18 protein-coding genes are annotated in these 22305 nt (G+C 60.9%); 10 read left to right on the forward strand and 8 right to left on the reverse strand.

All coding sequences use genetic code 11. The features are described 5' to 3' along the window. The first annotated feature begins 920 nt into the window (after nt 1-920). Together GX444_01995 and GX444_02000 are read left to right on the forward strand one after the other, a co-directional pair. On the forward strand, nt 921-2384 hold the full coding sequence (locus GX444_01995) for a cytidine deaminase (protein ID NLH47353.1): 1464 nt from the start codon (nt 921-923) through the stop codon (nt 2382-2384). Beyond that, entirely contained in the window at nt 2381-2563 is a 183-nt protein-coding gene (locus GX444_02000) for a hypothetical protein (protein ID NLH47354.1), read from the forward strand. The genes GX444_01995 and GX444_02000 overlap by 4 nt, the downstream gene beginning before the upstream one ends. Nucleotides 2564-2615: 52 nt before the next feature. Here GX444_02000 and GX444_02005 read toward each other — a convergent pair whose 3' ends face one another. From GX444_02005 to GX444_02015, 3 genes are read right to left on the reverse strand one after another with little or no spacing between them, the layout of a single operon-like run. Next, nucleotides 2616-4613 carry a TonB-dependent receptor gene (locus GX444_02005; protein NLH47355.1) on the reverse strand — a complete coding sequence of 666 codons (1998 nt, stop codon included), beginning with the start codon at nt 4611-4613 and terminating at the stop codon, nt 2616-2618. Nucleotides 4614-4628: 15 nt separating this feature from the next. Further along, the gene (locus GX444_02010; protein ID NLH47356.1) at nt 4629-7085 is read right to left on the reverse strand and encodes a hypothetical protein; all 2457 of its coding nucleotides are present in this window, start codon (nt 7083-7085) and stop codon (nt 4629-4631) included. Between the two features lie 16 nt (nt 7086-7101). Continuing rightward, on the reverse strand, nt 7102-7608 hold the full coding sequence (locus GX444_02015; protein NLH47357.1) for a hypothetical protein: 507 nt from the start codon (nt 7606-7608) through the stop codon (nt 7102-7104). 291 nt (nt 7609-7899) lie between these two features. Here GX444_02015 and GX444_02020 point away from each other — a divergent pair, with 291 nt between their 5' ends. The 3 genes from GX444_02020 to GX444_02030 are packed head-to-tail and all read left to right on the forward strand — an operon-like array spanning nt 7900 to nt 9877. Then, the gene (locus GX444_02020; protein ID NLH47358.1) at nt 7900-8751 is read left to right on the forward strand and encodes a MotA/TolQ/ExbB proton channel family protein; all 852 of its coding nucleotides are present in this window, start codon (nt 7900-7902) and stop codon (nt 8749-8751) included. Continuing rightward, nucleotides 8738-9169: a biopolymer transporter ExbD gene (locus tag GX444_02025; protein NLH47359.1), complete on the forward strand. Its 432-nt coding sequence runs from the start codon at nt 8738-8740 to the stop codon at nt 9167-9169. The genes GX444_02020 and GX444_02025 overlap by 14 nt, the downstream gene beginning before the upstream one ends. 9 nt (nt 9170-9178) lie before the next feature. Beyond that, nucleotides 9179-9877, forward strand: a complete 699-nt coding sequence (locus tag GX444_02030) for a TonB family protein (GenBank protein NLH47360.1) — start codon at nt 9179-9181, stop codon at nt 9875-9877. Between the two features lie 175 nt (nt 9878-10052). Here the strand turns inward: GX444_02030 and GX444_02035 are convergent, their stop codons facing one another. Both GX444_02035 and GX444_02040 read right to left on the reverse strand, forming a co-directional pair. Further along, a complete protein-coding gene (locus GX444_02035; GenBank protein NLH47361.1) occupies nt 10053-11840 on the reverse strand; it encodes a VCBS repeat-containing protein in 1788 nt (595 codons plus the stop codon). 78 nt (nt 11841-11918) lie between these two features. Continuing rightward, complete coding sequence (locus tag GX444_02040) at nt 11919-12797, reverse strand: hypothetical protein (GenBank protein NLH47362.1); 879 nt, start codon at nt 12795-12797, stop codon at nt 11919-11921. Between the two features lie 62 nt (nt 12798-12859). Between GX444_02040 and GX444_02045 the strand changes: the two genes are divergently transcribed. Further along, the gene (locus GX444_02045) at nt 12860-13585 is read left to right on the forward strand and encodes a nucleoside phosphorylase (GenBank protein ID NLH47363.1); all 726 of its coding nucleotides are present in this window, start codon (nt 12860-12862) and stop codon (nt 13583-13585) included. A gap of 7 nt (nt 13586-13592) precedes the next feature. Then, complete coding sequence (locus GX444_02050) at nt 13593-14627, forward strand: hypothetical protein (GenBank protein NLH47364.1); 1035 nt, start codon at nt 13593-13595, stop codon at nt 14625-14627. Between the two features lie 110 nt (nt 14628-14737). Here GX444_02050 and GX444_02055 read toward each other — a convergent pair whose 3' ends face one another. Then, nucleotides 14738-15871 carry a SpoIID/LytB domain-containing protein gene (locus tag GX444_02055; GenBank protein ID NLH47365.1) on the reverse strand — a complete coding sequence of 378 codons (1134 nt, stop codon included), beginning with the start codon at nt 15869-15871 and terminating at the stop codon, nt 14738-14740. After that, nucleotides 15852-16055, reverse strand: a complete 204-nt coding sequence (locus tag GX444_02060; protein NLH47366.1) for a cytosolic protein — start codon at nt 16053-16055, stop codon at nt 15852-15854. The genes GX444_02055 and GX444_02060 overlap by 20 nt, the downstream gene beginning before the upstream one ends. 97 nt (nt 16056-16152) lie before the next feature. Between GX444_02060 and GX444_02065 the strand changes: the two genes are divergently transcribed. The 3 genes from GX444_02065 to GX444_02075 all read left to right on the forward strand — a co-directional run bounded on the left by GX444_02065 (nt 16153) and on the right by GX444_02075 (nt 20494). Further along, nucleotides 16153-17580 carry a sulfatase gene (locus GX444_02065; GenBank protein NLH47367.1) on the forward strand — a complete coding sequence of 476 codons (1428 nt, stop codon included), beginning with the start codon at nt 16153-16155 and terminating at the stop codon, nt 17578-17580. Between the two features lie 91 nt (nt 17581-17671). Then, nucleotides 17672-19069, forward strand: coding sequence for a sulfatase (locus tag GX444_02070; protein NLH47368.1), 1398 nt, complete (start codon nt 17672-17674; stop codon nt 19067-19069). A gap of 21 nt (nt 19070-19090) precedes the next feature. Next, nucleotides 19091-20494 (forward strand): sulfatase, encoded by a 1404-nt coding sequence (locus GX444_02075; protein ID NLH47369.1) that lies wholly within the window; start codon nt 19091-19093, stop codon nt 20492-20494. 797 nt (nt 20495-21291) lie between these two features. Here GX444_02075 and gap read toward each other — a convergent pair. Further along, nucleotides 21292-22296, reverse strand: a complete 1005-nt coding sequence (gene gap / locus GX444_02080) for a type I glyceraldehyde-3-phosphate dehydrogenase (GenBank protein ID NLH47370.1) — start codon at nt 22294-22296, stop codon at nt 21292-21294. Nucleotides 22297-22305: the final 9 nt, after the last annotated feature.

The raw sequence follows: 22305 nt of genomic DNA on the forward strand, positions 1-22305 counted from the left end.
GAATACACCGATCCGGACTCCGGTGATACGTATCCGGCCGTCGCGGTCCAGGACGTGGTCGACCTGGCTTTCGCGGCTAAGGATTTCGATCCGGCCGATTACAAATACAATTTTATCGCCACCGATGATTACGACGTACTGTCCAAGAAACTCGACGGCGATTATCGCCCGCTTCCCTCCTACGACAATCTGGCCCTGGGCTGGTTCATCGAGTACGACGAAACCGGCGAGAAATACACCGACATCGAAATCGTTTGGGATGCCAGCCTGGGATTCGAAAGCTTCCTGGGCGCGAAAATGATGGACGGCGGCACGGTCGAAATGGTGGAAAACGTGCTGTTCGATCAGGACGTGTACATCACCGTCGAATGGGCCGAGGTTCCGACCAAGGCCGAAGTCAACCTGAACGGTCTGCCGGCGTTCGACAGCGAGGGCGAACTGGCCGTGCCGTTGCACCTGGTGATCGCCGAGGCCGCGCTGGAAAACTGGAATCCGAAAGAACAGTCCTACGCCTTCAATTTCATCGCCAGCGATGATTACAGCCTCCTCGAACACGTCGAGGGTGAAGGCGGCACCGTGCTCGATCTGCCGTATTGGCTCGACTATGAAAACGGCAAGGACGTCCATGCCGGTTGGATCAAGAACACCGAAGAGGACGGCTACCGGATTTTCTGGGACGAGGCGACCGGCTTCCCCGGCTCCTACAGCATGAGCCTGATGGACGGTGGCACGATCCAGACCTTCGACATCACGGACCTGCTGCCCGAATAAGTTTTATACGTTATCGTCCTTCACTAGTAGAAAGGCGGCCCCGCGGGGCCGCCTGTTTGTCCGAAAAATTAGGTAGTTTCTGTAAAAAGTCTTTGACATCTTCTTCCCCCGAAGGCAGAATCGCGCAATCATACCTTTCAGGATTGCCCATGACAAAAGCTTTTACTAGTGAATTAGTCATCGGTCTTGTTTCCGCTGTCGGAACCAATTCAAAATTGATTGAAGATCCTTTGAGCGACTTTCTGAAGGCCTTTGGTTATGAATTATCCACGCTTTCGCTCAGCAAATATATTGCCGATATTTTGCCTGAAGGGTTAGATCAGAAGAGTGAAGCCAGCCGCATTGATTCATACATGACCAACGGAAACGAAATACGAAAAAGAAGCGGGAGAAATGATTTTCTTGCTTTATACACCGTCGCGCAAATAAACAAGGCACGAGATACGGACGGTGATCTAACTCAACCTTTTCCAAAAAAAGTTCATTTACTTCGATCACTCAAACACCCCGACGAAGTAAGCTTCTTGCGGCAAATATATGGCCCGGGATTTTATTTGGTCGCCTTGTATTCGACCCAGGAAGAACGTATCAGCCATCTGACAAATGACAAATTAATTACCGAGATAGAAGCAAGACGGCTCATCGAAAGAGATCAATCGGAATTTTATTCCTACGGCCAACAAACCCGTAACACCTTTTCTCTTGCCGATGCTTTCATTCGCTTGAATCCGAATCAGGTTGAAACATCAAAGAAAGAATTCAAACGTCTGCTGGACCTCATTTTCGGCAATCCGACACTCACACCGACACCTGATGAGCAAATGATGTACTTGGCGTTTGCCTCTTCCCTGCGCTCAGGTTCATTAGCGCGACAAGTCGGCGCGGCGATCGTTTCACAAGAAGGAGAACTCGTCGCCATCGGCGCGAACGATGCCCCTCGCGCTGGCGGTGGATTGCATTGGCCGGGTGCTGACGATCGTCGAGATTTGATCAAGGGGGGTGGCCAGGATTCAAACTACAAAAATAAAAGGGAGATCGCCCGGGACACTTTTATTCGCCTCGGAATCGAAGACAAGTACTACAACGATTGTTTCCGGCGATTGAACGGCGGAAAATTATTCGACATCACTGAATATGGAAAAGACGTTCATGCCGAAATGGAAGCCTTACTTTCCTGTGCCAGAATCGGGATTTCTCCACGTGGCGGTTGTCTTTACACGACAACATTCCCCTGCCATAACTGCGCCCGGCACATCATTGCTTCTGGCATCAAACGAGTGGTTTATGTTGAGCCGTATCCAAAAAGCAAAGCGCTTGAACTTCACGAGGATGAAATAGCCGTCGAGGATAAAAAAGAAAAGGACCACCGGGTTCTATTTGAACCGTTCATCGGCATCGGACCGAGAAAATTCGCCGATCTTTTTTCCTTGGGTTGGAGTTCCGGATATCCGATAAAACGAAAAGAGGGTGGTCTTGTCAGACAATGGGATCCAAGGCAAGCTCTTCCAAGGATTCCACTGATCGCTCGTTCCTATTTGGATTGGGAAAAGTTGGCTGTTGAGGATGTAGAAAAAGGGCTGCGAAAAGCAGGATTGGTCAAGGAGGAAAAATGAGCGCGAAACCGCAAAACAATGAAATGCTGGAATTTCTGGCTCATGCACGAAAAATCAGCAAGGAAATAGAAACTTGGCCCGACTGGAAAAAAGGACCGATTGGCGTCAATCTATACCCGGACAACATTCGGCGAGCGGAAACAAAAAACAAGGAAGTACAGGAAAAGCAGGGCGATTAGTTACCATTCCCATTTTATCGAAATCACTTCCAAAATACCTATCAAATCGTGGCTAAAAATCCATCGCCACGCCGCCGAAGAGCATGCGGCCGGGAGCGGCTTTTTCCGGGGCCAGTTCGTAGTAGACGTCGAACAGGTTCTTGCCCTGCACGAAAAACTCGGCAGCCGTGCGCCCCTCGTCCCAGCGGATCGTCTGGCCGAGGCGCGCGTTGACCAACCCGTATTCCGGCAGGGCCTTTTTCGCCCGGTCGGCGCTCGGTTCCTCGTACTGCCGCTCGCCGACGTAGAAATATTGCACCGTCAGGCTCGTGCCGAAAGGCAGATTGACGCGGCCGTCGGCGTAGGCCGTGTGCTCGGGCCGGAAATCCAGCCGGTGAAGTTGCCGGGAATCGCGCTCGTCGCGGGTATCCAGGTAGGTGTGGCCGAGCGACGCGGCGAACAGACCTTGGGCTAGGTCGACGCCCAGCTCGCTTTCGAGGCCGGTCATTTTCGCTCGGTCGATGTTCTCGACCGTGTACTCGTTGCCCATTTCCTTCTTGCCGATCAAATCCTTCACGTCCGCGTAAAACCAGGTCGAAGCCAGCTTCAACTGTGGCAGCGGCTGAAAGCGGAAGCCCGTGTCCACGTTCAGCGCCGCCTCGGGCTTGAGGTCGGGGTTTCCTTCGCTGCCGTAAAGGGTTTTCAAGTCGGGAAACGCGCTTTTGTGGGCGACAGCCGCGCGCAGGTCGATCATCTCGTGTGGCGCGTAGTTCAGACCGGCTTGATAATCGACGGCACCGTTGTCATCGCCCAGGTCGGTTTCCGGGGTCTGGGTGCGACGGTAGAGGTGATGCGCGACGCCGGCGGTGAACTTGAAGCGATAAAACTCCACCCCGTATTCGCCGCCCTCCGAATAGGTTTCGGCGCCGTATTCGTACCATTTGGCGCCGTTTTCTTCCTGAATATCGACCTGGTCCTGCTTGTAGAGCAGCGACAGCGTCAGCGTTCCCGCCGGCCCGAAAAGAAATTCCGGCAGCAAGTGATAACCGAACACGTCGTTGTCGTAAGTGCTGACGCCGCGACCGTCGTCGATCGCCGCCGACATCGTTTTATCGGTGTAGGTGGTGATGGTGTTGTAAAAGCGGGTGTAGAAGGCATTGCCGCGCAGATAGAGAAAAGCGGCCGGCGACAGCTCGCCGTAGAGCGCGGCGCCGGTCTTGCGCCAGAACTTGCGCCACAGCGTCGAGGGTTCGACCGCCTCCATCGAAAACGGCACGCCGCCATCGAACTCGTAATGGTTGGCCGAAAGCGAAAGGCCGTTGGCTCCCCGGTAATAGCCGGCCTTGCCGGAAAGGTAGAAATCCCGGTAGTCGGAATTGACCCGCAGGCCCGGCTCCTGGTTGCGCGTTTCACTGAAGTCGCCGGACAGCGGGAAACCCCGGCTCTTGCCGAAGCCGGGCGCGAGGAAATATTCCAGGCCGCCCGCCCCGCCCCGCACCGCCGCGTTGCCCCGGTAGGTTTCGACGTCGCCGTAGCCGGCGTCGACGTGGCCGCGCGCCGGGCCGCCGCCGCGTTTGGTGACGATGTTGATGACGCCGCCCAGCGCGTTCGGACCGTACAGTACGCTAGTCGGCCCCTTGAACACCTGGATCTTGGCGATGTCGCCCACTGGAATCTGCCGCAGATCGATCACCCGGAAATACGGCTCGTAAACCGGTACCCCGTCGACGAGCACGACCACGTCACGCGGATCGAAACCCCGCAGGCTCGCCAGCATTTCCTGCTTGCCGTTGGCCGACAGCGAGGTCGGCGCGGTGTCAACGCGCGCGCCGAGCGCCGTCTGCAATGCCTCGGCCACGTTGGTCGCGCCCAGCGCACGGATGTCGTTTTCGTCGATTTCCTGCAGCGAGGCCGTCGCTTCCGCCGGCGCCTGCCGGCCCGTCACGATGATCTCGCCCGGCGTGAACACCGGCGCCGCGGGCGGCGGCTCTTCCGCCGCCGGCTCCTCGGCCCCGGCGGCGGTCGCCCCGATCGCCGCCAGCAGCAACAGCATCCAGCCGATCCAACGCATCGTCAGGCCCGCCGCTCAGGGAACATCGTGGCAAGAAGTGCAGTCGATCGGCAACTGCAGGGTGTCTTCCTTGAAGTGACAGCCATCGCAACTGTTGGCGTCGTTACCCCAGAGAGTTACGCCATCGACGATCACCTGGATCGACGGCGCTTCCTGCGGCACGTCGTGCAGTTCGATTTCGTACACCGCCTTGGTGGACACGCGGCCGCCGTAAGCGGCGATTTCGGGATCGACGGTATAGCCGCGATTTTCCAGCGGCCGGAAGTACATCGACTCGAGGTGGCCGTGGCCGTAATCCCAGGTCGAGGCGAATTCGTCGGAGGCGATGAGCCAGAATTCGTAGCGGTACATGCCGGTGCCGGTATCGACGCCCGCTTCGTCCAGCACCGTCTTGAAGAAGACCACGTCTTCCATCGTCCCGTCGCCGACATCGACCGATTCGGTCGCGCAGTCGCTCAGGTAGACAACCGTCGGGTCGCTGCCGTCGCCCAGGTCCACCTGGATGTAGCGCTTCATTTCGACCACGAGCAGTTGATCGACCCGGTAGGCGTCGCCGAGGTCGGGGAAGAAAATATACGGATCGTCATCGACCACGACGTAACCGCCGGCCAGGTCGGCGTAGCGCACCGTCGCCTCGTCGTCGGCGTCCTTGCTGACCAGCCGGTAATCGTAAAGCAGCTTGATCTGCTCGGTGGTGAACGAACCGCCCATCGTGAACTGGCCGATTACCAGGTCGTTGATGAGTTGCGCCGCCGGAATGACTTCCTGGCCTTCGTATTCGGTGGTCGCCATGCCCGCGAAGGGCACCGCGAACGAATGGCCGTTGATCTTCAGGGTGATGCCCTCGCCGTATTCGGCCTCGCCCTCGGTGGGCGGCTCGACGGCGCGGAAGGCCTGGATTTGCGTCACGCCGCGCAGGAAATAGATCTCCGAAAGCCCCATCTGCGCCCAGAAATACGAGCTGACCATCGGATCGGGTTGTTCTTCCTCGGTCGGCGTGTCCTGATACAGCGTGCCGCTCTTCAATTCGTCGTAGTAGAGCGTATCGAAAGGTTGCCGGCCGTCGTAGGCGACCGGCTTGAAGTCCAGCAATTTCGGGTTGCGGGTCAGCCCGGCGGCGTGCGCGACCTCGGCCAGCGAAACCACCGGCACCAGCGCGCCGTCCTCGCCGATCGGCTGTTGGCCCGCCGGCAAATCGGCCAGATCGACGAGCGCGCTCAAATCCTCGCCGTTGACCGTGACGCGGATCGTCCCCGCCAGCCGCTGGTCGGTCGGATTGATGTCCTCCACCCGCCGGGGGAAAAGCTGCGTCGCCTCGCCGTCCACTTCCGGCACGCCGATGACGTCGAAGCCATCGGCCGGTTTTTCCGAACCGGGCAGGCCCGTGTGTTCGTAAACCGGCAGGCCGATCTTGTCGCCGCCGGTGCTGTGCTGAATGACGATATCCTTCGACTTGGTGCCGAAATCCGGCCAATCGGTCGTCGGATCGTCGGGATTCACGTCGACGATTCGCACGTCGTCGAGCCGCGTCAGGACGCCGCAATAGCGGTAGCGATCGTCTTTCAGTTCGCCGATGGTCAGCGTCACCGGGTCGGGCACCGGGTTGTTGATCGACAGCACCGCGAGGTGATAGGCGCTCAGCGGCACCAGTTCGATCATGCCGTTGTGCAGGGTGATGTGGCCGAGCACGAAGATCTCGTCGCCTGGAAACGTTTCGGCTTCGGCATACAGCGTGCCGTCGTAACCCTGGTCGGCGACCGTCGCGGCGGGATCGGCGAATACCTTGACGCCGTAACCGTCCTGCTGCAAGTAGGTCTTCAGGTACGAGCCGGAAACGATGGTGTTCGCGCCGGTATGCGCCACGGCGCGGAGGGCGACCGTCTCGCCCAGGTGCGTCGGCTGCTCGCCGCTGCGCTCGTTGACGTAGGCGAGATCCTGAAGCTCATAGGCGCCGTCCACCGGAATCGTCACGAGGTAGCCGTTTTCCATGTCGCACAGGGAATCCGCCTCGTGGCCCGGCACCAGCCATCCCAGGCAAAGCACGGTCTTGTCGGGATCCTCGTAAAACGCGACGTTGGCCAAATCCGCGAAGGCGACGGCGGCGGCGGATTCAAGGTCGAAAAAGTTGATGAAGCGATAGGTGAAGTTGCCGGCGTCGGCGGTGAAGGCGTCCAGCGAGGCGAGCACGTCACTGACCAGAATGGTCTGCGCCGTCAGTTCCTCGCCGGCCGGTGTGTAAACCGTGCGTGCGGCGATTTCCGGCCCGTCGCCGATTGCCACCGGCGCCAGGTTCAGGTGGACGCTATAGGAACCGACGCCCGAAGCCGGCGCGTCGTCGTCCGTCGTGTCGTTGTCGTCGTCGTCGTCGGAACCCGAGCCCGTGCTTTTATCGGCGCAGCCGAAACCGCAAGCCAGGATCGTCAGAATCAGAACCAACCACCCGATCGTCGCCAATTTACGAAATTCGCACATTTTTAACTCCGTCTGCTCAGGGATAAACCAGCAAGGTAATCACGCCACCGTTCATCCATTTCACCTGGTAGGCCGACAATGCGCTGCCCCAGGGATGCTGGAGCCAACCGGCGGTCAAATCGTCGTAACGCGGGTCCAGATATAGGTATCCCGCGGTCATTTCCGCCCAACTCGGCAAAAGCGTAATATCCTCGTAACGCTTGACGTAAAGGTCGTAGCCGTCGGTCGCGGTAAAGTCGTAGCGGTAGGATTCGGGCGTCGCGGTCACGCCGCTTTTGATGATCAGCTCGGACAGCAAGATGGCCGGCGCGCCCTCGAAATCGTAGGTCTGCAAACCCGCCAGCGGCACGTCCGCCTCGATCGCGTCCAGCACCACCGTGACGACTTCATCGCCACTCCACGGCGCCGTCGAAACCGGCTCCAAGTCGCTGTAATTGTCCTCGTAGCCTTCCCAGCCCGGACCGCAACCCGCCGCCGTCAACAGCAACATCGCCAACAGGAGCGAATGAAAAAAGTGCTTCATTTGTCCTTGATATTCGTCATTTATGTTCGGATCGACATATTAGAAGAAGGCGCAACGGCGCACAAGTGGAGTTTCAATCGGGATTCGGCCGTCGCCGACGAACACGGATTAACAACCCTTGTCGGCGCGGTGTCCAAAAACCGTCATTCAGTGGATTCTTGTCAAATAATTAGGCCTGTGTTAACCATACTAATTCTCGACACCCCCGGTGTCGCCGCTGCGGCCTTGCGGGGTTAAATGAGGGGTGAGCGTTTCGGCGTCCCTGAAGACGATGAAAGCGAAGGTGTATTGATGAAGCGTAACATTAGGCGAACGTTCGGCATCCTTTTTACTCTGGCTTTGACCGCGCTGGTTTTGGCCGCCGCGCCGTCGGCCTGGGCCCAAGCCGCCCCCGCCGCCGCGCCCGCGCCGGCTGCCACGCCGGCGACCGAGATCACCCCGATCGTTCCGCCCGCCGGCGGCCTGCCCGCCTCGGCGATGGCGTTGCCCGAACGCGGGGGCGTCGAACAGGAACTGATCGCCGTTTCCAACTCCGGCGCGCGCGTCCTGTTGTACGTGCTGTTCGGGTTGTCGATCCTGAGCATCGCGGTGGCGCTCGAAAAATTCATCCAGTACCGGCGCGACAACACGCTGGGGGCGGATTTCCGCGGCAAGCTGGTCGGCTGGCTCGACGCCGGGAAGACCGCCGACGCCTTGAAGGAAGTGGAAGGCAAGCGCGGCGTGAACGCCGCTTTGATCCGCGAAGGCCTGCAAAATTACACCGAAAACGCCGAGACGATCGAGGAAATCATCAACAGCCGGTTGATCCTCGAGCGCGGCCGCCTCGAACGGCGGCTGATGATCCTGGGCACCATCGGCAACAACGCGCCGTTCATCGGCCTGTTGGGCACGGTCATGGGCATCATCAAGGCGTTCCACGACCTGGCGCAGGCCACGACCCAGGGCCCGCAACTGGTCATGGCCGGCATTTCCGAGGCGCTGATCGCCACCGCGGTGGGCCTGTTCGTCGCCATCCCGGCGGTCATCATTTTCAACGCCCTCAAGGGCCGGGTCCGCATTTTGCTCGACGAGGCGGAATCCAACGCCAAGATCGTCCTCGCTTACGCCAAACGCGGGCGCGGAGACGCCAATGGCCGGCAATAATCAAAACGGCGAAGAGCCGATCACCAATATCAACGTGACGCCGCTGGTCGACATCACGCTGGTTCTGCTGATCATCTTCATGGTCACGGCGACGTTCATCGTTTCGCCGCAGATCAAGGTCGAGCTGCCCAAGGCGGTGACGGCGGAAACGTCCGACCCGCAGACCTTTTCGATCGTTCTGACCAAGGACGGCGAACTGTACCTCAACGGCACGAAGACCGACGAGGCGCAGCTCGAGGCGACGATCGTGGAGCGGGTCAAGAACAATCCCGATCTGCAGGCCGTGATCAGCGCCGACAAAATGGCCTACCACGGCGACGTCATCAAATTGATCGACATGGTGCGCCGCAACGGCGTGCGGAAATTCGCGCTCAACGTGGAAGCGGCGCCGCCGCCCGACAAGAAGGCGACGGATTAGGAAACAGCGGTGAAAATCGAGGCGGTCTCCACTACTCGCTCGCGGATCATCCGGTATGCCCTGCTGGGCTCGCTGGTGGTCCATGCCCTGTTGGCGGTGGGCTTCCTGGTCGTCGGCGAACAGGCGCCCAAGGAATCCTACGTGGTGGATCTGGTCGTCAACGAGGCCACGCCGCCCCCGCCGCCGCCCAAGCCCGAGGCCACGCCGCCGCCCAAGCCGAAAAACGTGCCGCCGCCCAACCAGGACGTGAAGCAGCCGCCCAGCGCCGAACCGCCCAAACCGGTCTTCGGCGTCACCAAGGAATCGACGATCGACGGCGACTCCGGCGTTTCGGTACGCGTCGGCAACACGCTGATGAAAGAGCCGGAAAAGGACCTCACCGACCCGTCGAAGGTCAAGCCGTACTCGGGCGGCGACGTTTATTCGCAGAGCGAACTGGACAAGCCGCCGCGCGTTTTGAAGATGGTCAAGCCGGAATACCCCCTGCTGGCCAAGCGGGCTAACCGGCAGGGCGTGGTGAAGGTGCGCTTCCTGGTGAGCAAGAACGGCGTGGTCAGCAACGTCAAAGTGCTTTCCGCCCCCGCCGGCCTGGGCTTCGCCGAGGCCGCCATCGCCGCCGTCCAGCAATGGAAATACGAAACCCCCACCGTCCAGGGCCGTCCGGTCTCGGCTTGGATCGTCCAGTCGATCCGCTTCCAGTTGGAATAGTTCATCGATTCCACGATCCAGGGGCTCCGATTCAACCGTTATGCGAGGTCGACTTTCCGAGCAACGGCGAAGAACCGTTCATCCGCTTGGGAAGTTCTACGGTTAGGGACCACCGAAAATAGCAAGGGCGGCCACAGCGGGCCGCCCCCACGGAAATCCTTACCGTCCTTCGTGCCTACAACATCGGCCCGATGAAATTGAACTGCTCGTCGGCCTCGTAATCGATCGACACCGGATCGTCGCAGCCGGTCGAGTCGCAGGGATAGAGCAGGTAATCCTCGTGATAGGTTGTCTCGTTCCGCCGCATCACCAGCAGATCCGGGGCCAGATCGCCGGTCAAATCCAGGGTCGTATCGAAATAATATTCGTAACCGTCCGGCATTTGCGCATGCAGGATTTCGTAGAAATTGGGCGCGGTCATCACCTCGAAGTACACGATCGTCGCCCAATCGGCGCCGTTTTGGTAGCGTTCGGTGTAACGGACCACGAAATCGAGCGTCCCGTCGCCGCCCAGATCGAGAACCGTTCCATAGAAACCGCCGCCGTCGCCCAGATCGAATTCCTGCAATACGCCGGTGATGTCGCCGCTGGCCGTCTCGATCGCCCGCACCTGGCCGGTGGTGTCGGTCCCATCGACTTCGCGACCGGAGAGAAACAACTCGTTGCCGACGCCGCGATAATTGAAGCCGAAATCCAGATAGCCGCGACCGGTCCGAGTAAGCAGCGTGAGCGGCGCGGCGTTCGAATCCGTATACTGGAACAGCGTGGAGTACCCGCCGGGGCCGTTCAAGGCCTGATGGGCATTATCGCCGCCGTCGGCCGAATTGAGGCCGACGATCGGATCGAGGACGCCGTCGAGATTGTAATCGCCCTCGATGATCCCCGTCGCGTAAGCATCGTCCGTTTCCGGTCCCGACCATTCCGCCATCAACTCCGGCCCGCCGACGATATACAGATAGGCCGTATGATTTTCCGGGTCGTCGATCTTTTTCGAGATGCCAACGACGGCTTCGGTTTGCCCGTCGCCGTCGACATCCCCCGACGAAATATAATTGTTGGCCGCGGCATCCCCCAGATAATAGGGGCTGGATTCGACGATCAGCGCGCCGTCGGCGGCATTGAAAACGAACAATTTCAGGTAATGCGCGGTCGATACGGTATAATAGGCGTAAGCCATCAGTTCGGGCGCCTTGCCGGCGCCGGTAACCGAGCCCGCAACCGGCCAGATCGCGCCGACCCGCCGTTCGGGCAGAAATACCAGCGAACCTTCCGGCGCGCTTTCCGGAGTGTGAAAAGTCGCGATCGCGGAAAAATCGTGGTCGGCGTCGATCAATTGCCAGACCGCCGGCGCCGACGTTCCCTTCCCGTCGCTTTCGATCCGGATCATCATTTCCGGCAACCCGTTGCCGTCGATGTCCAGCAATTGGGCAATGGCGGTGGTGTCCGCGTAAGGACCGAAGGTATGCGCCGGGGCCGAAAAGTCGCCATTCAGGAAGACGTCATACCAACCGGCACTCCCGCCGCCGTCATTCGCCTCCACCACGGCGACGATGTCCCAGACGCCGTTGCCGTCGAAATCCGCCGCCTGGAAGCTCGCCCCGCCGCCGGTGACGTCGTATTCCAGGATCGGCTCGCCGCGCGTGAACGTGCCGGGTTCGACCAGATGAAGGCGCATCAGGTTGTAATCGGTGAGCCAGACGCTGAGCAATAATTCCGCATTGCCATCGCCGTCGTAATCCAACGGCGGGATGCAGTCGACGACCGGCGGCCCGCTGTCGTCGTCGTCATCGTCGTCATCGGCCGGGCTGGCGTCGTCGTCATCGGCCGGACTGGCGTCATCGTCAGCGGACGCGTCGTCGTTGTCGTCATCGTCATCATCGTCATCGCCGCAATCGCACGAAACGCCGATCATCCCCAGAACCAAAACCGACCAGAGCAGCAGCAACCGAAAAGCGAATCTCATTTTTTTCTTCCCCTTTTTTCATTTCGCGCCGTCCGATACCGGCGGGCGGCATCGACCAACGCATATTTTTTCTTGTCGCTATTTCTGCGGCGCGACGAGATTGACATGCCAGGTCGTCGTCAGGCCGGCCGCGACGGTCACCGCGTAATACGGGGCCGCCGCCGGATCGACCGTTTCGACGAACACGCCGTCGCCGTCCACTGCGTCGAGGTAACCGAAAACGTAGTAATCGCCCGGCGCGACCGCCGCGTCGTCGAGGTTCCATTCGTAGGCGAACGGGAAACCGGTCTCCGGCACGGTGTACGAGACGTAAGCCACCGGCAGTTCCTCGCCCGGCAGCCAATCGGTGTACAGGCCAAGCGTCACCGGCCGGCCGGTGTAATCCGTCGTTTCGCCGTAGTAGCGGATTTCACCCGCCAGTTCCATCGGCGCGGCGGTGTCGTCGTCGTCATCGCCGGAATCGTCGTCGGCCGGCGGCTCGTAGGCCGTCAGCGTGTAGGTCAGGGTCGCGGCCGCGCTGCCCGCGCCGCAGCGGTCGACCAGCGTGATCGCCAGCGAATGTTCGCCCTCGCCCATGCCGGAAAAGGTGAAGCCGAGCACCTGATCGGCCGCTGCGGCCGCGCAGGGCGCGTCGGTGCCGATCGATTGCTTGTCGGCCTCGCCGCCGTCGACGGCGTATTCGATCCGGCCGCCGCCCAGGTTGCATTCGCCGTCGCTGAAGGTCAGGTAGATGTCCACGCTCGCCGATTCCATGAACGTGGCCGACGCGCCGGACGCTTCGCCGTCGACGAAGAAAATCGCCTTGTCGAGCGACGGCGCGGTGTTGTCGGCGCAGGCGTCGGGCGGCGTGCCCTCGACCGCCGGGGTGGTTTCGTCGTCATTGCTTTCGCGACAGGCCGCGAAGGCAAGCGCCAGGCCGGCGACCGCCAGCGCGATCAGCCAGTAACGTAATTTCATGAGTCCGTTTCCTCCGTTGCGGGCTGATTGTAGATCGCGCCCCGGCAGTGTACAACAGCGCCATGCCACACGACCCGCAACAACCGATCGTCACGCCGCAGGCAGTCACCCGGCTTCAGCGGCCGGTCGACGAACGCGTGCTCTTGTTTCCGTTGCGCATTCACCTCAACGCGTTTCTGGCGCGCACCGGGCGCGACCGCAAGCTGGGCCGGCGCTTCAACGAGGCGCGGTATTTCCCGCCGCCCGCCGCCGGCCGGCCGGGTGTTTTCGGGCCGTTCATGGGTTCGCCGCTCGCCGCCGGGCACGGCGAGGAACTGATCGCGCTGGGGGCGCGCGAACTGGTGTTTTTCGGCCTGGGCGGCAGCCTCCATCCGGACGTGCGCCTCGGCGACGTGCTGCTGGTCGACGCCGCCTATTCCGACGAAGGGACCAGCCGGCATTACCGGCCCGTGCAACGAATGTTTGCCGCCGATGCGCCGCTGGCCGAGCGCCTGGCCGCCCACCTCGCCCGGCGCGGCATCGAACTCAAACGCGGCGCCGGTTGGACGACCGATGCCCTCTATCGCGAAACCCGCGCCAAGGTCGACGCGCACCGCGCTGCGGGCCGGCAGATCGTCGAAATGGAACTGTCGGCCTTGTACTGCGTGGCGGAATATCACGGCGTTGCGGCGGCCGGCATCGTGGTGGTCAGTGATGAACTGTTCGGCGACGATTGGCGGCACGGCCTGTTTCGGCCGCGCTGCCGCCGGAGCGTCGCCGCGACGATCGCCGCCTTGGCGGAATGGTGAGGCCGACATGATCGATTTTCAAAAGCGCCTGCTCGTCTCCCGGTTCGGCGATCCGCGCCGCGATTTCGAACTGGTGGATTTACCCACCGAGGTGCGCGTCTGCCCGTTGACCGGAAAAATCAGCCGGTTGACCGCCGAACGCGTCAAAGGGGCCAGCCTGGGCGAAGGCGTCTGGCCCGACGTGAGCCGGCCGGTCGCCGCCAGCCGCGCCGACTGCCCGTTCTGCCCGGCGGCGCTCGAGACGAAGTCCTGTCGGTTGGACGAGACCCGCTTCGGCCGGACGCGATTCACGCGCGGCGAGGCGTTCCTGTTTCCCAACCTCGCGCCTTACGGCCCCTACAGCGCGGTGACGGTCATCGGCCATGAACATTTCACCGAGGTCGGCTCCTACGACCCGGCGCGCTACCTCGACGCGTTCCTCGTCAGCCGCGACTATCTGGCGAAAGTGCGCGAACTCGATCCGGCGATGCGCTACGCGGTCATCACGCAAAACCACCTGCCGGCCAGCGGCGGCACGCTGGTGCATCCGCATTTGCAGGTGCAGGCCGAGGCCGACGGACCGACGTACGCGGCCTACTGGCGCGAGTGCCTGCAAAAGGCCGCGCGCGGACACGGCCGCCCGTTCGTGCCGCTGCTCGTCGCGACGGAAAAAGCCGGCGGCGAACGGTACGTCGGCGCGACCGGCCGGTGGGAATGGCTGATCATGTGGGCGCCGCAAGGCTTTTGCGAGGTCTGGGGTTTCGCTCCGCCGGCGGCGACGCTCGACGCCCTGTCCGACGGCCTGCTCGCTGAAATGGTCGCCGGCCTGTTGTGCGTGCAACGCTGGTATCGCGACCGCGGGCGCAACAGCTTCAACCTGGGTTTGTACCTGTCCGAGCCGGCCGATCCGGCGGTGCCCCTCGCCTGCCGCATCATGGCGCGGGCCAACTGGTCGTCTTTCGGTCGCAGCGACCGCAGCTTTTTCGAGGTGCTGCTCGGCGAAATGGTGTTCGATCAATCGCCGGAAAGCTGGGCGGCGGAATTGCGGCCGTATTTCGGGTGACGATCATTCGTTTTCCTACGAATCAAGAGGAAGTCGATCCATCCGTAGGAGCACCCTTCCGGGTGCGATAAATCGCGCCTGGAAAAGCGCGCCTAGATCCTTCGAAGACGTTACTTGATCTCAATTCCCGGGAAATAAAACCGCAGGATCTCCTCGGCGGTTTTGCCGGCGCGCGCCTGGGCGAGCGCCCCCGCCTGGCAAAGGCCGACGCGGTGGCCGAAGCCGTGGCCGTTCAGGATCGTTTCGGTATCGCCTTCGACGATGACGAACCGGTCGGACGGCGCGCTGTTCCAGCCCAGCACCCGGCCCAATTGCATCCGGAATTTCCAGGCGCCGATTTCGCGGCTGCCGGCGTCGGCAGCGAGTGACACCGGACCTTCGTCGGCCACTCGCCTGGCATGCGCCGCTCCGAACTCGCCGCGTAAAAATGCCCGCCAGGCGGGCGCCGGAACGCTTCGTTGCCAGGCCGACCATTTGCTGTCGCGGCACCAGATCCGGCCCTCGGCGTCGGCGTCGTTCACCCCGCGCAAATGCGCCCACGCGGCCAGCGTCGGCCAGACTTCGCCCACCGCCCGCGTGTGACCGCCACAGCAGGCGTGATAAAACACCGGCGCCGGCCGGGCGGTGGCCCGCGGCGTCAAACCGACCGTTTCGCGCGTCAGGCGCGCCAGCAGCTCGGCGCGCGGCGAATCGGGCAGGCCGCGAAACATCTGGCCGCGCGTGTTGTCGGGCAGCGGCGCCTGGGCGTCGATTTGGCGATAACGCAGGTAACCGCGAATGCAAATCGCCATGGCCTTGAGATATTCGGCCTCGGATTCGACGGTTTCGGCGGCGAGCACGCCCAGCACGTATTCTTCCGTCGCCAGCGTCAGGCGCGGCTGCAACCGGTCGCCGGCGGCCTCGAACCGCAAGCGGCCCGGGTAACGCCGCCGCTCGCCGTCGACGATCAAAATCACGCTTTCAGCCGCGCCGGCCTCGCTCTTGGCCAGGGTGAAGGGCGGCTGTTCCAGCAGGCCCACGTCGCAACGAAAACCCCGCCGCGGACCGGCGAGCGCCACCGCGCAGCGCGCCGCGTCCGTCGAACGCCCCTGCCCGTCGGTCACGCGCCAGCCGGGTGCCAGGAGCGTCAGTTCGTTCACCGGCCGATCGGTGAACAGGCGCAGCTCGATCGTTTCGGCCGCCGCGGTCGACGCGGTCGCCCAACAGACGAGAATCAGGGCCAGGCTAGCGGCGATGCGTTTCAACGAACCGTCGGAAACTGCGATCGTACGTCCGCTCCACCTCCGGCGAGAAACAGCAGGCCGGCAGTTCGTCCGCCGCGAGATGATAACGCAGGCATTCGCAGCAGATGCCGTGGCGGGAGCAACCCGGATAGCTGCAGGTGCAGTTTTTATCGTTAACGGCCTGGTTCGCGCATTGGACGGCCATGGCGCTTCTCCTTTGCTCTGAGATCGTTTCGCGATTCCGGAACTATTTTGTAACGCAAGTTGCAATGAACCATAAATTTGCTATTTTGCAAGGCTGCATGAAGACGACGACCAGCCACCGCGCGCCACGCAACCTCCGGACGACGATCCAAAAAATCGTTTTTCTGGTGTTCGTCCTCGGCCTGGCGACCTCGACCCTGACCGGCTGCCGCCGCCTGTTGTCGCGCCAGCCCGACAAGCCGCCGATCATCATCATTCTCATCGACACCTGGCGGGCCGATCACGCCGGCGTTTACGGTTACCAGCGCGACATCACCACCAACATCGACCGGTTCGCCGCCGGCGCGGTGCGTTTCGACAACGCCCAGGCGACGGCGAGTTGGACCGTGCCCAGCATCGTCTCGCTTTTCACCGGGGTCTATCCCTGGCGGCACGGCATTACACGGGCCACGCTCGACGGCGAAAAAGGCGTCAAATCCCAGCCGATCCTCAATCCGCGGTACGTCACCCTGGCGGAAAGCCTGAAAGCCGCCGGCTACGCCACCTTCGGCGTGTCGGCGAACGGTCACCTCGACCCGAAATACGGCATGGGTCAGGGGTTCGACAACTACGAGGTGTTCTCGTTTTCCAACCAGGGCCAGGTCAACGACACGCTGAAAAAATGGAATCGCCAACTGCGGCGGACCTATCGCAAAGGCCAGCCGTATTTCCTGTTCATTCATTATTTCGACCCGCACCACCCTTATTTGCCGCACAAGAAATGGCTGGACGAGTGGCGGCCGGGGTTCGATCCGAAATCGGTGGCCGACTACACCGACGCCAACAAGTTCATGAAGAAGGTCAGCAAGCAGTTTTTCTACGACAACCCGGCGGAAATGCAGGTGCTGATCGATCTGTACGATTCGGAAATCGCCTTCGTGGATAACTCGCTCGGCGGCTTGCTGAGCAAACTGCCGGGCGCCAAGGACGCCGTCGTCGTCGTCACCGCCGACCACGGCGAGGCGTTTGGCGACCACCGCAACATGCTGCACGGCTCGGACTTGTACCGCGAAACGATGCGCGTGCCGCTGATCATCCAGTGGCCGGGCCGACAATTCGCCGGCCGCTCAGTGACCGCGCCGGTCAGCCTGGTGGATCTGTATCCCACCCTGGCCGGGTGGGCCGGCGCCGCGCCGCCGCCGTACCTGGACGGCCGCGATCTGCGCGCCCTGCCGGATCGGCCCGCCGGCGACGACCTGCTATACGCCGAGACACACCGCGGCGACGAACACCACTGGATGGCCGTTATTTCCGGCCAATACAAGTGGATGCGCGAGGAAGACACCGGCGTCGAAATGCTGTACCGCCTCGATCAGGATCCGTCCGAGACGCGAAACCTCGCCGAGTCGGAAGCCGAACAGAACGCGCGCCTGCGCGAGTTGTGGGAAAAACGCCCGCACCCGGCGGTGCTGTTCGAACCGGGCGACACCGGCAAAAACATCGATCCGGACCTCGAAAAAAAACTGCGCAACCTCGGGTATCTCTGATTCTCGTTCCCCTGACCTTTCGTTTGCCAAGACCGGCTCTTTTTGGTATTCGTTATTTTGGCATGGATAACTTTCATCCGGAGGCCCGGCGATGGAGAAGGTTTCTCGGCGGATGAACCGGTTGACCCGAGCGGGACTGGCGATCGGCTGTCTGATTCTGCTCTGGTTGTCCGGCTGCGACGGCGCGCCGAACGAGGCGCCGCCAAAGCCGCCCGTCGTGCTGATCGTCATCGACACCGTGCGGGACGATCACTGCGGGTTCGACGGCTACGCGCGCCAGACCACGCCGTTCCTCGCGAAGTTCGCCCGCCAATCCGTCCGCTTTACCGCGGCGCACTCCTCGGCCAGTTGGACCCTGCCCAGCGTCGCCACCCTGTTCACCGGCGTGTCGCCCACTCGCCATGGAATGGAACTCGCCTCGACGGAACAGGATCAACAGTTGCTGAGCCAGGTGCTCAACGACAAATTTCTCACCTTGGCCGAAAGCCTGAAGGAGCGGGGTTACAATACCTACGGCATCAACGCCAATTACCACCTGCAGCGGAAAATCGGCATCGCGCAGGGTTTCGACTATTACAAAATCCATCGTTACAGCACGCGGAAAAAGGTGGACGTCACGGTGGAAAAAACCCTGGAGATCATCCGCGCCGCCGATTCCGAAAGCCAGCCCTATTTTCTGTACGTTCATTACTTCGATCCGCATCATCCGTACAAAGCCCAGGAACCTTACTTCGGCCAGTGGCACGTCCCAGGCAAAAAAGACCGCGACGACCAGGAAGTCGCGCGGCGGTTCGATGAAAAATACTACCTGACGCATCGCGCGGAACTGGCCGACATCGTCGACCGTTACGATTCGGAAATCGCCGGTTGCGACGAATCCATCGGCCGTTGGCTGCCCCAGGTGCCGCGCTTCGACGAGGCGCTGGTGATTGTCACCGCCGATCACGGCGAGGCGTTCACCGATCACGACAACCTGATTCACGGCGGCGACCTGTACGAGGAAGTATTGCACGTGCCGCTCTTGATCCGGCTGCCCGGCGGCCGTTCGGGCGGCACGACCAGCGACGCGCTGGTCGGGTTGATCGACCTGTACCCGACGATCGCCGCCCTGACCGGCGCGACGGCCCCGTCTTACCTGGAAGGCCTCGATTTGCGGCCGGCGCAACCCGGTTTGAATCCGGCCCTGGCGGGACGCCGGCTTTTCGCGCACACCCGGCACGATCCGTCTTCCATGTGGAGCGCCCTGCTGAACGGCAAGCAAAAGCTGTTGTACCGGCAAAACCGGGAAACCTGGATGCTGTTCGACCTGGCCGCCGATCCGGCCGAGAAAAACGATCGCCTGGCCACGCTTCCGGTCGCGGAAACGGAAGCCGCCCGCCGCGACCTGCGGCGACAACTTTTAACCTTGCCCCTTTACAGGCCGGGTTCGATTGGCCAAGATTTAAGCGAGGGGCTCAAAAAACAAATGAAATCCCTCGGATATCTTTGAGCAACACGGAAAGAAGACAACATGAAACGTTTTTCGCCGCCTTGGCTCAAGGCGTTTTGTTTTATTCTGGCCCTGACGTTGACGATCGCGACCGCCGCCGGCTGCAAGCGCCTGCGACAAAAAGCGGCCAAAACCGATAAACCGCCGATCGTTCTGTTCGTCATCGACACCCTGCGAGCCGACCACGTCGGCGCCTACGGTTATCCGCGCGCCACGACGCCTAACCTCGATCAGTTCGCCGCCAAGGCGCTACGCTTCAACCACGCGTACGCCGCCGCCAGTTGGACGGTGCCGAGCATGTCCTCCCTGTTCACCGGCGTTTACCCGTGGGACCACGGGGTCACCAAGGCCGAACTGGTGAACGTGCAGGAAATCGAATACCAGCTCACGCTCAACGACCAGTTTCAGACCCTGGCCGAGGCGCTGCGCGACGCCGGCTACGAAACGTTCGGCGTTTCGGGCAATTACCACATGCACGAAAAATACGGCATGGCGCAGGGCTTCGCGCATTACAAAACCTTCGCTTTCCGCGACCGCGACCAGGTCGACCTGCAAGTGAAGGACTGGATCGAGCAGCTCAGGCGTGTGCGGCAGCAGGGCAAGCCGTATTTCCTTTACGTGCACTATTTCGACCCGCATCATCCGTACCTGGCGGTCGACCCGTTCATCCGCGAATGGCTGCCGAAATTCGACGAGGAAGAACTGAAAAAAATCGTCCTGGAAAACTTCGCCGAGGAAGCCAACACCGGCTACTTCCAGAAAAACCCCGATAAAATGCAAATCCTGATCGACCTCTACGATTCCGAGGTGAAGGCCGCCGACGATTCGGTCGGGCGCTGGCTGCGCGAACTGCCCGACATCGACCAATCGCTGGTCGTCATCACCTCCGACCACGGGGAAGCGTTCGGCGATCATGACAACCTGATTCACGGGCGTGATCTGTACAACGAAACCCTGCGCGTGCCCCTGCTCGTCAAGTTCCCGGGTTGGAGCAATCCGGGCGCCGCCGTGGATACGCACGTCAGCCTGATCGACCTGTACCCGACGCTCGCCGGCGTGGCCCGCGCCGCCAAACCGGCTTACCTGGCCGGCGTCGATCTGATTCCGCTGCTGCAACAGCCGGCACCCGACCGCAACCTGTTCGCCACGGTCGAGCGCGCCGACGATCTGACCTGGCGGGCCGTCGTCGGGCCGCAATACAAATGGCTGCTCAACGTCGCCGCCGACCGGCAGGAACTGTACGACCTGACGACCGACCCCGGCGAAAAGCGGGAATTGCGGAAGGAAATGCCGTCGGTCGCCGAACAGTACTTCACCCTCTGGGTCAAAACCCACCGCACCCAGCCGCTCTATCCGCCCGGCAACGCCGGCACCATCGACCCGGCCCTGCGGAAAAATCTGAAAAATTTGGGGTATATCAACTAGGGTCCCGGGGTTACGCCCGCAACGGACCCGGGGTTACGCCCGCAACGGACCTGGGGTTACGCCCGCGACGGACCTGGGGTTACGCCCGCAACGGACCTGGGGTTACGCCCGCGACGGACCTGGGGTTACGCCCGCGACGGACCTGGGGTTACGCCCGCGACGGACCTGGGGTTACGCCCGCGACGGGCTCACCCCAGGCTGTGTTCTCCCGCCCCTTCAGGGCGAAGAGAGATTTACGCGTTCGTCGAGTCCTTCACATGCGTGACGCCTCCATCACTACTTTTTTTAAATAAACACGGTGATTCACATCTCCGTCATCCACCTGGAAAAACACTTGGAAGGTAATATTCCGGAGACTGCTATGGCCAATAACCATATGATTATATTGAATAATTATTTATTTTAAAAAAAATAAAATTCTGAAAAACTTACCAGTCCCCAAGACACAGGCACTCACATATCTTCGTCTTCAAAAGGGTTTGGTAACTTTCACGGAGGAGAAATGGTTGACCAATTCGCTAACGAACCGCCGACCAATTTTGAAGCGTTCATTCTTTTTTTAACGTTTCATTTTTTCCTGTCGGCGTTATTGAAAGCTCTTCTTTCTTTTTCAAATTGGCCTCCTTTCTTATGTTATTTGGTTGAAATAATATTACACCTAATCATTTTTATTTTTAAGAATAAATTTGAAAAATCTACCATTGATAATATATCATAATATCCCATTTCAGACGAAACCCCTGGATTAAAAAAGGGCGGCCCCGAGGGGTCGCCCTTTTGATTTACCGGAGTCCGGTTTACAGGTGGAACATCCGCTCGATCAGGTCGATCATGCGGTTCGAATAGCCCCACTCGTTATCGTACCACGACGACACCTTCACCCAGTTGCCGTTCAGGGTCTGGGTGAGCAGCGAGTCGAAGATCGAGGAGTGCGGGTTGTCGATGATATCCACCGAGACGATCGGGTCGTTGGTGTATTCGAGGATGCCCTTGAAGTTGGTCATCGAGGCGTTTTTCACCGCTTCGTTGATCTTCTCGACGCACACCTTCTGGTCGAGCTCGAGGATCAGGTCGCAGATCGAACCGTCGGCCACCGGCACGCGGTAGGACATGCCCTGCAGCTTGCCGTTGAGTTCCGGAATGACCTTGCCGATCGCACGGGCGGCGCCGGTCGTGGTCGGGATGACCGACAGGGTCGCGGCGCGGGCCCGGCGCAGATCCTTGTGCGGAAAGTCGAGCAACCGCTGATCGTTGGTGTAGGCGTGCACGGTGATCATGTAGCCGCGGCGGACGCCGAAGGCGTCGTGCAAAACCTTCACCACCGGAGCGGCGCAGTTGGTCGTGCAGGAGGCGTTGGAGACCAGCTTCATGTCCTTGGTCAGGGTGTCGCTGTTGACGCCCATGACGATCGTGGCGTCCAAGGCATCCTTCGGCGGCACGGCCAGGGCGACTTTCTTCGCGCCAGCTTTCAGGTGGTTTTCGAGCTGTTCGCGCTTGACGAACTTGCCGGTCGAATCGACGACGATGTCGACGTTCAGCTCTTTCCAGGGAAGTTGCGACGGATCCTTGATCGCGGTCAGTTTGATCTTGTTGCCGCCGACCAGCAGATGATCGCCGTCGAGCGTCACCCGTTCTTTGTAAACGCCGTGAATCGAGTCGTACTTGAACGACAGAAGCAACTGGCGCGGATCGGTTAAATCGTTGATGCCGACGAATTCGAGGTCGACATTGCGTTCGAGCGCGGCCCGGAGAACCGAGCGCCCGACGCGGCCAAAACCATTGATTGCAACGCGTAGTGACATCGGTGATCT

The sequence above is a fragment of the Myxococcales bacterium genome (genome assembly GCA_012517325.1).
In the GTDB taxonomy this organism is placed as follows: Bacteria; Lernaellota; Lernaellaia; order Lernaellales; family Lernaellaceae; genus JAAYVF01.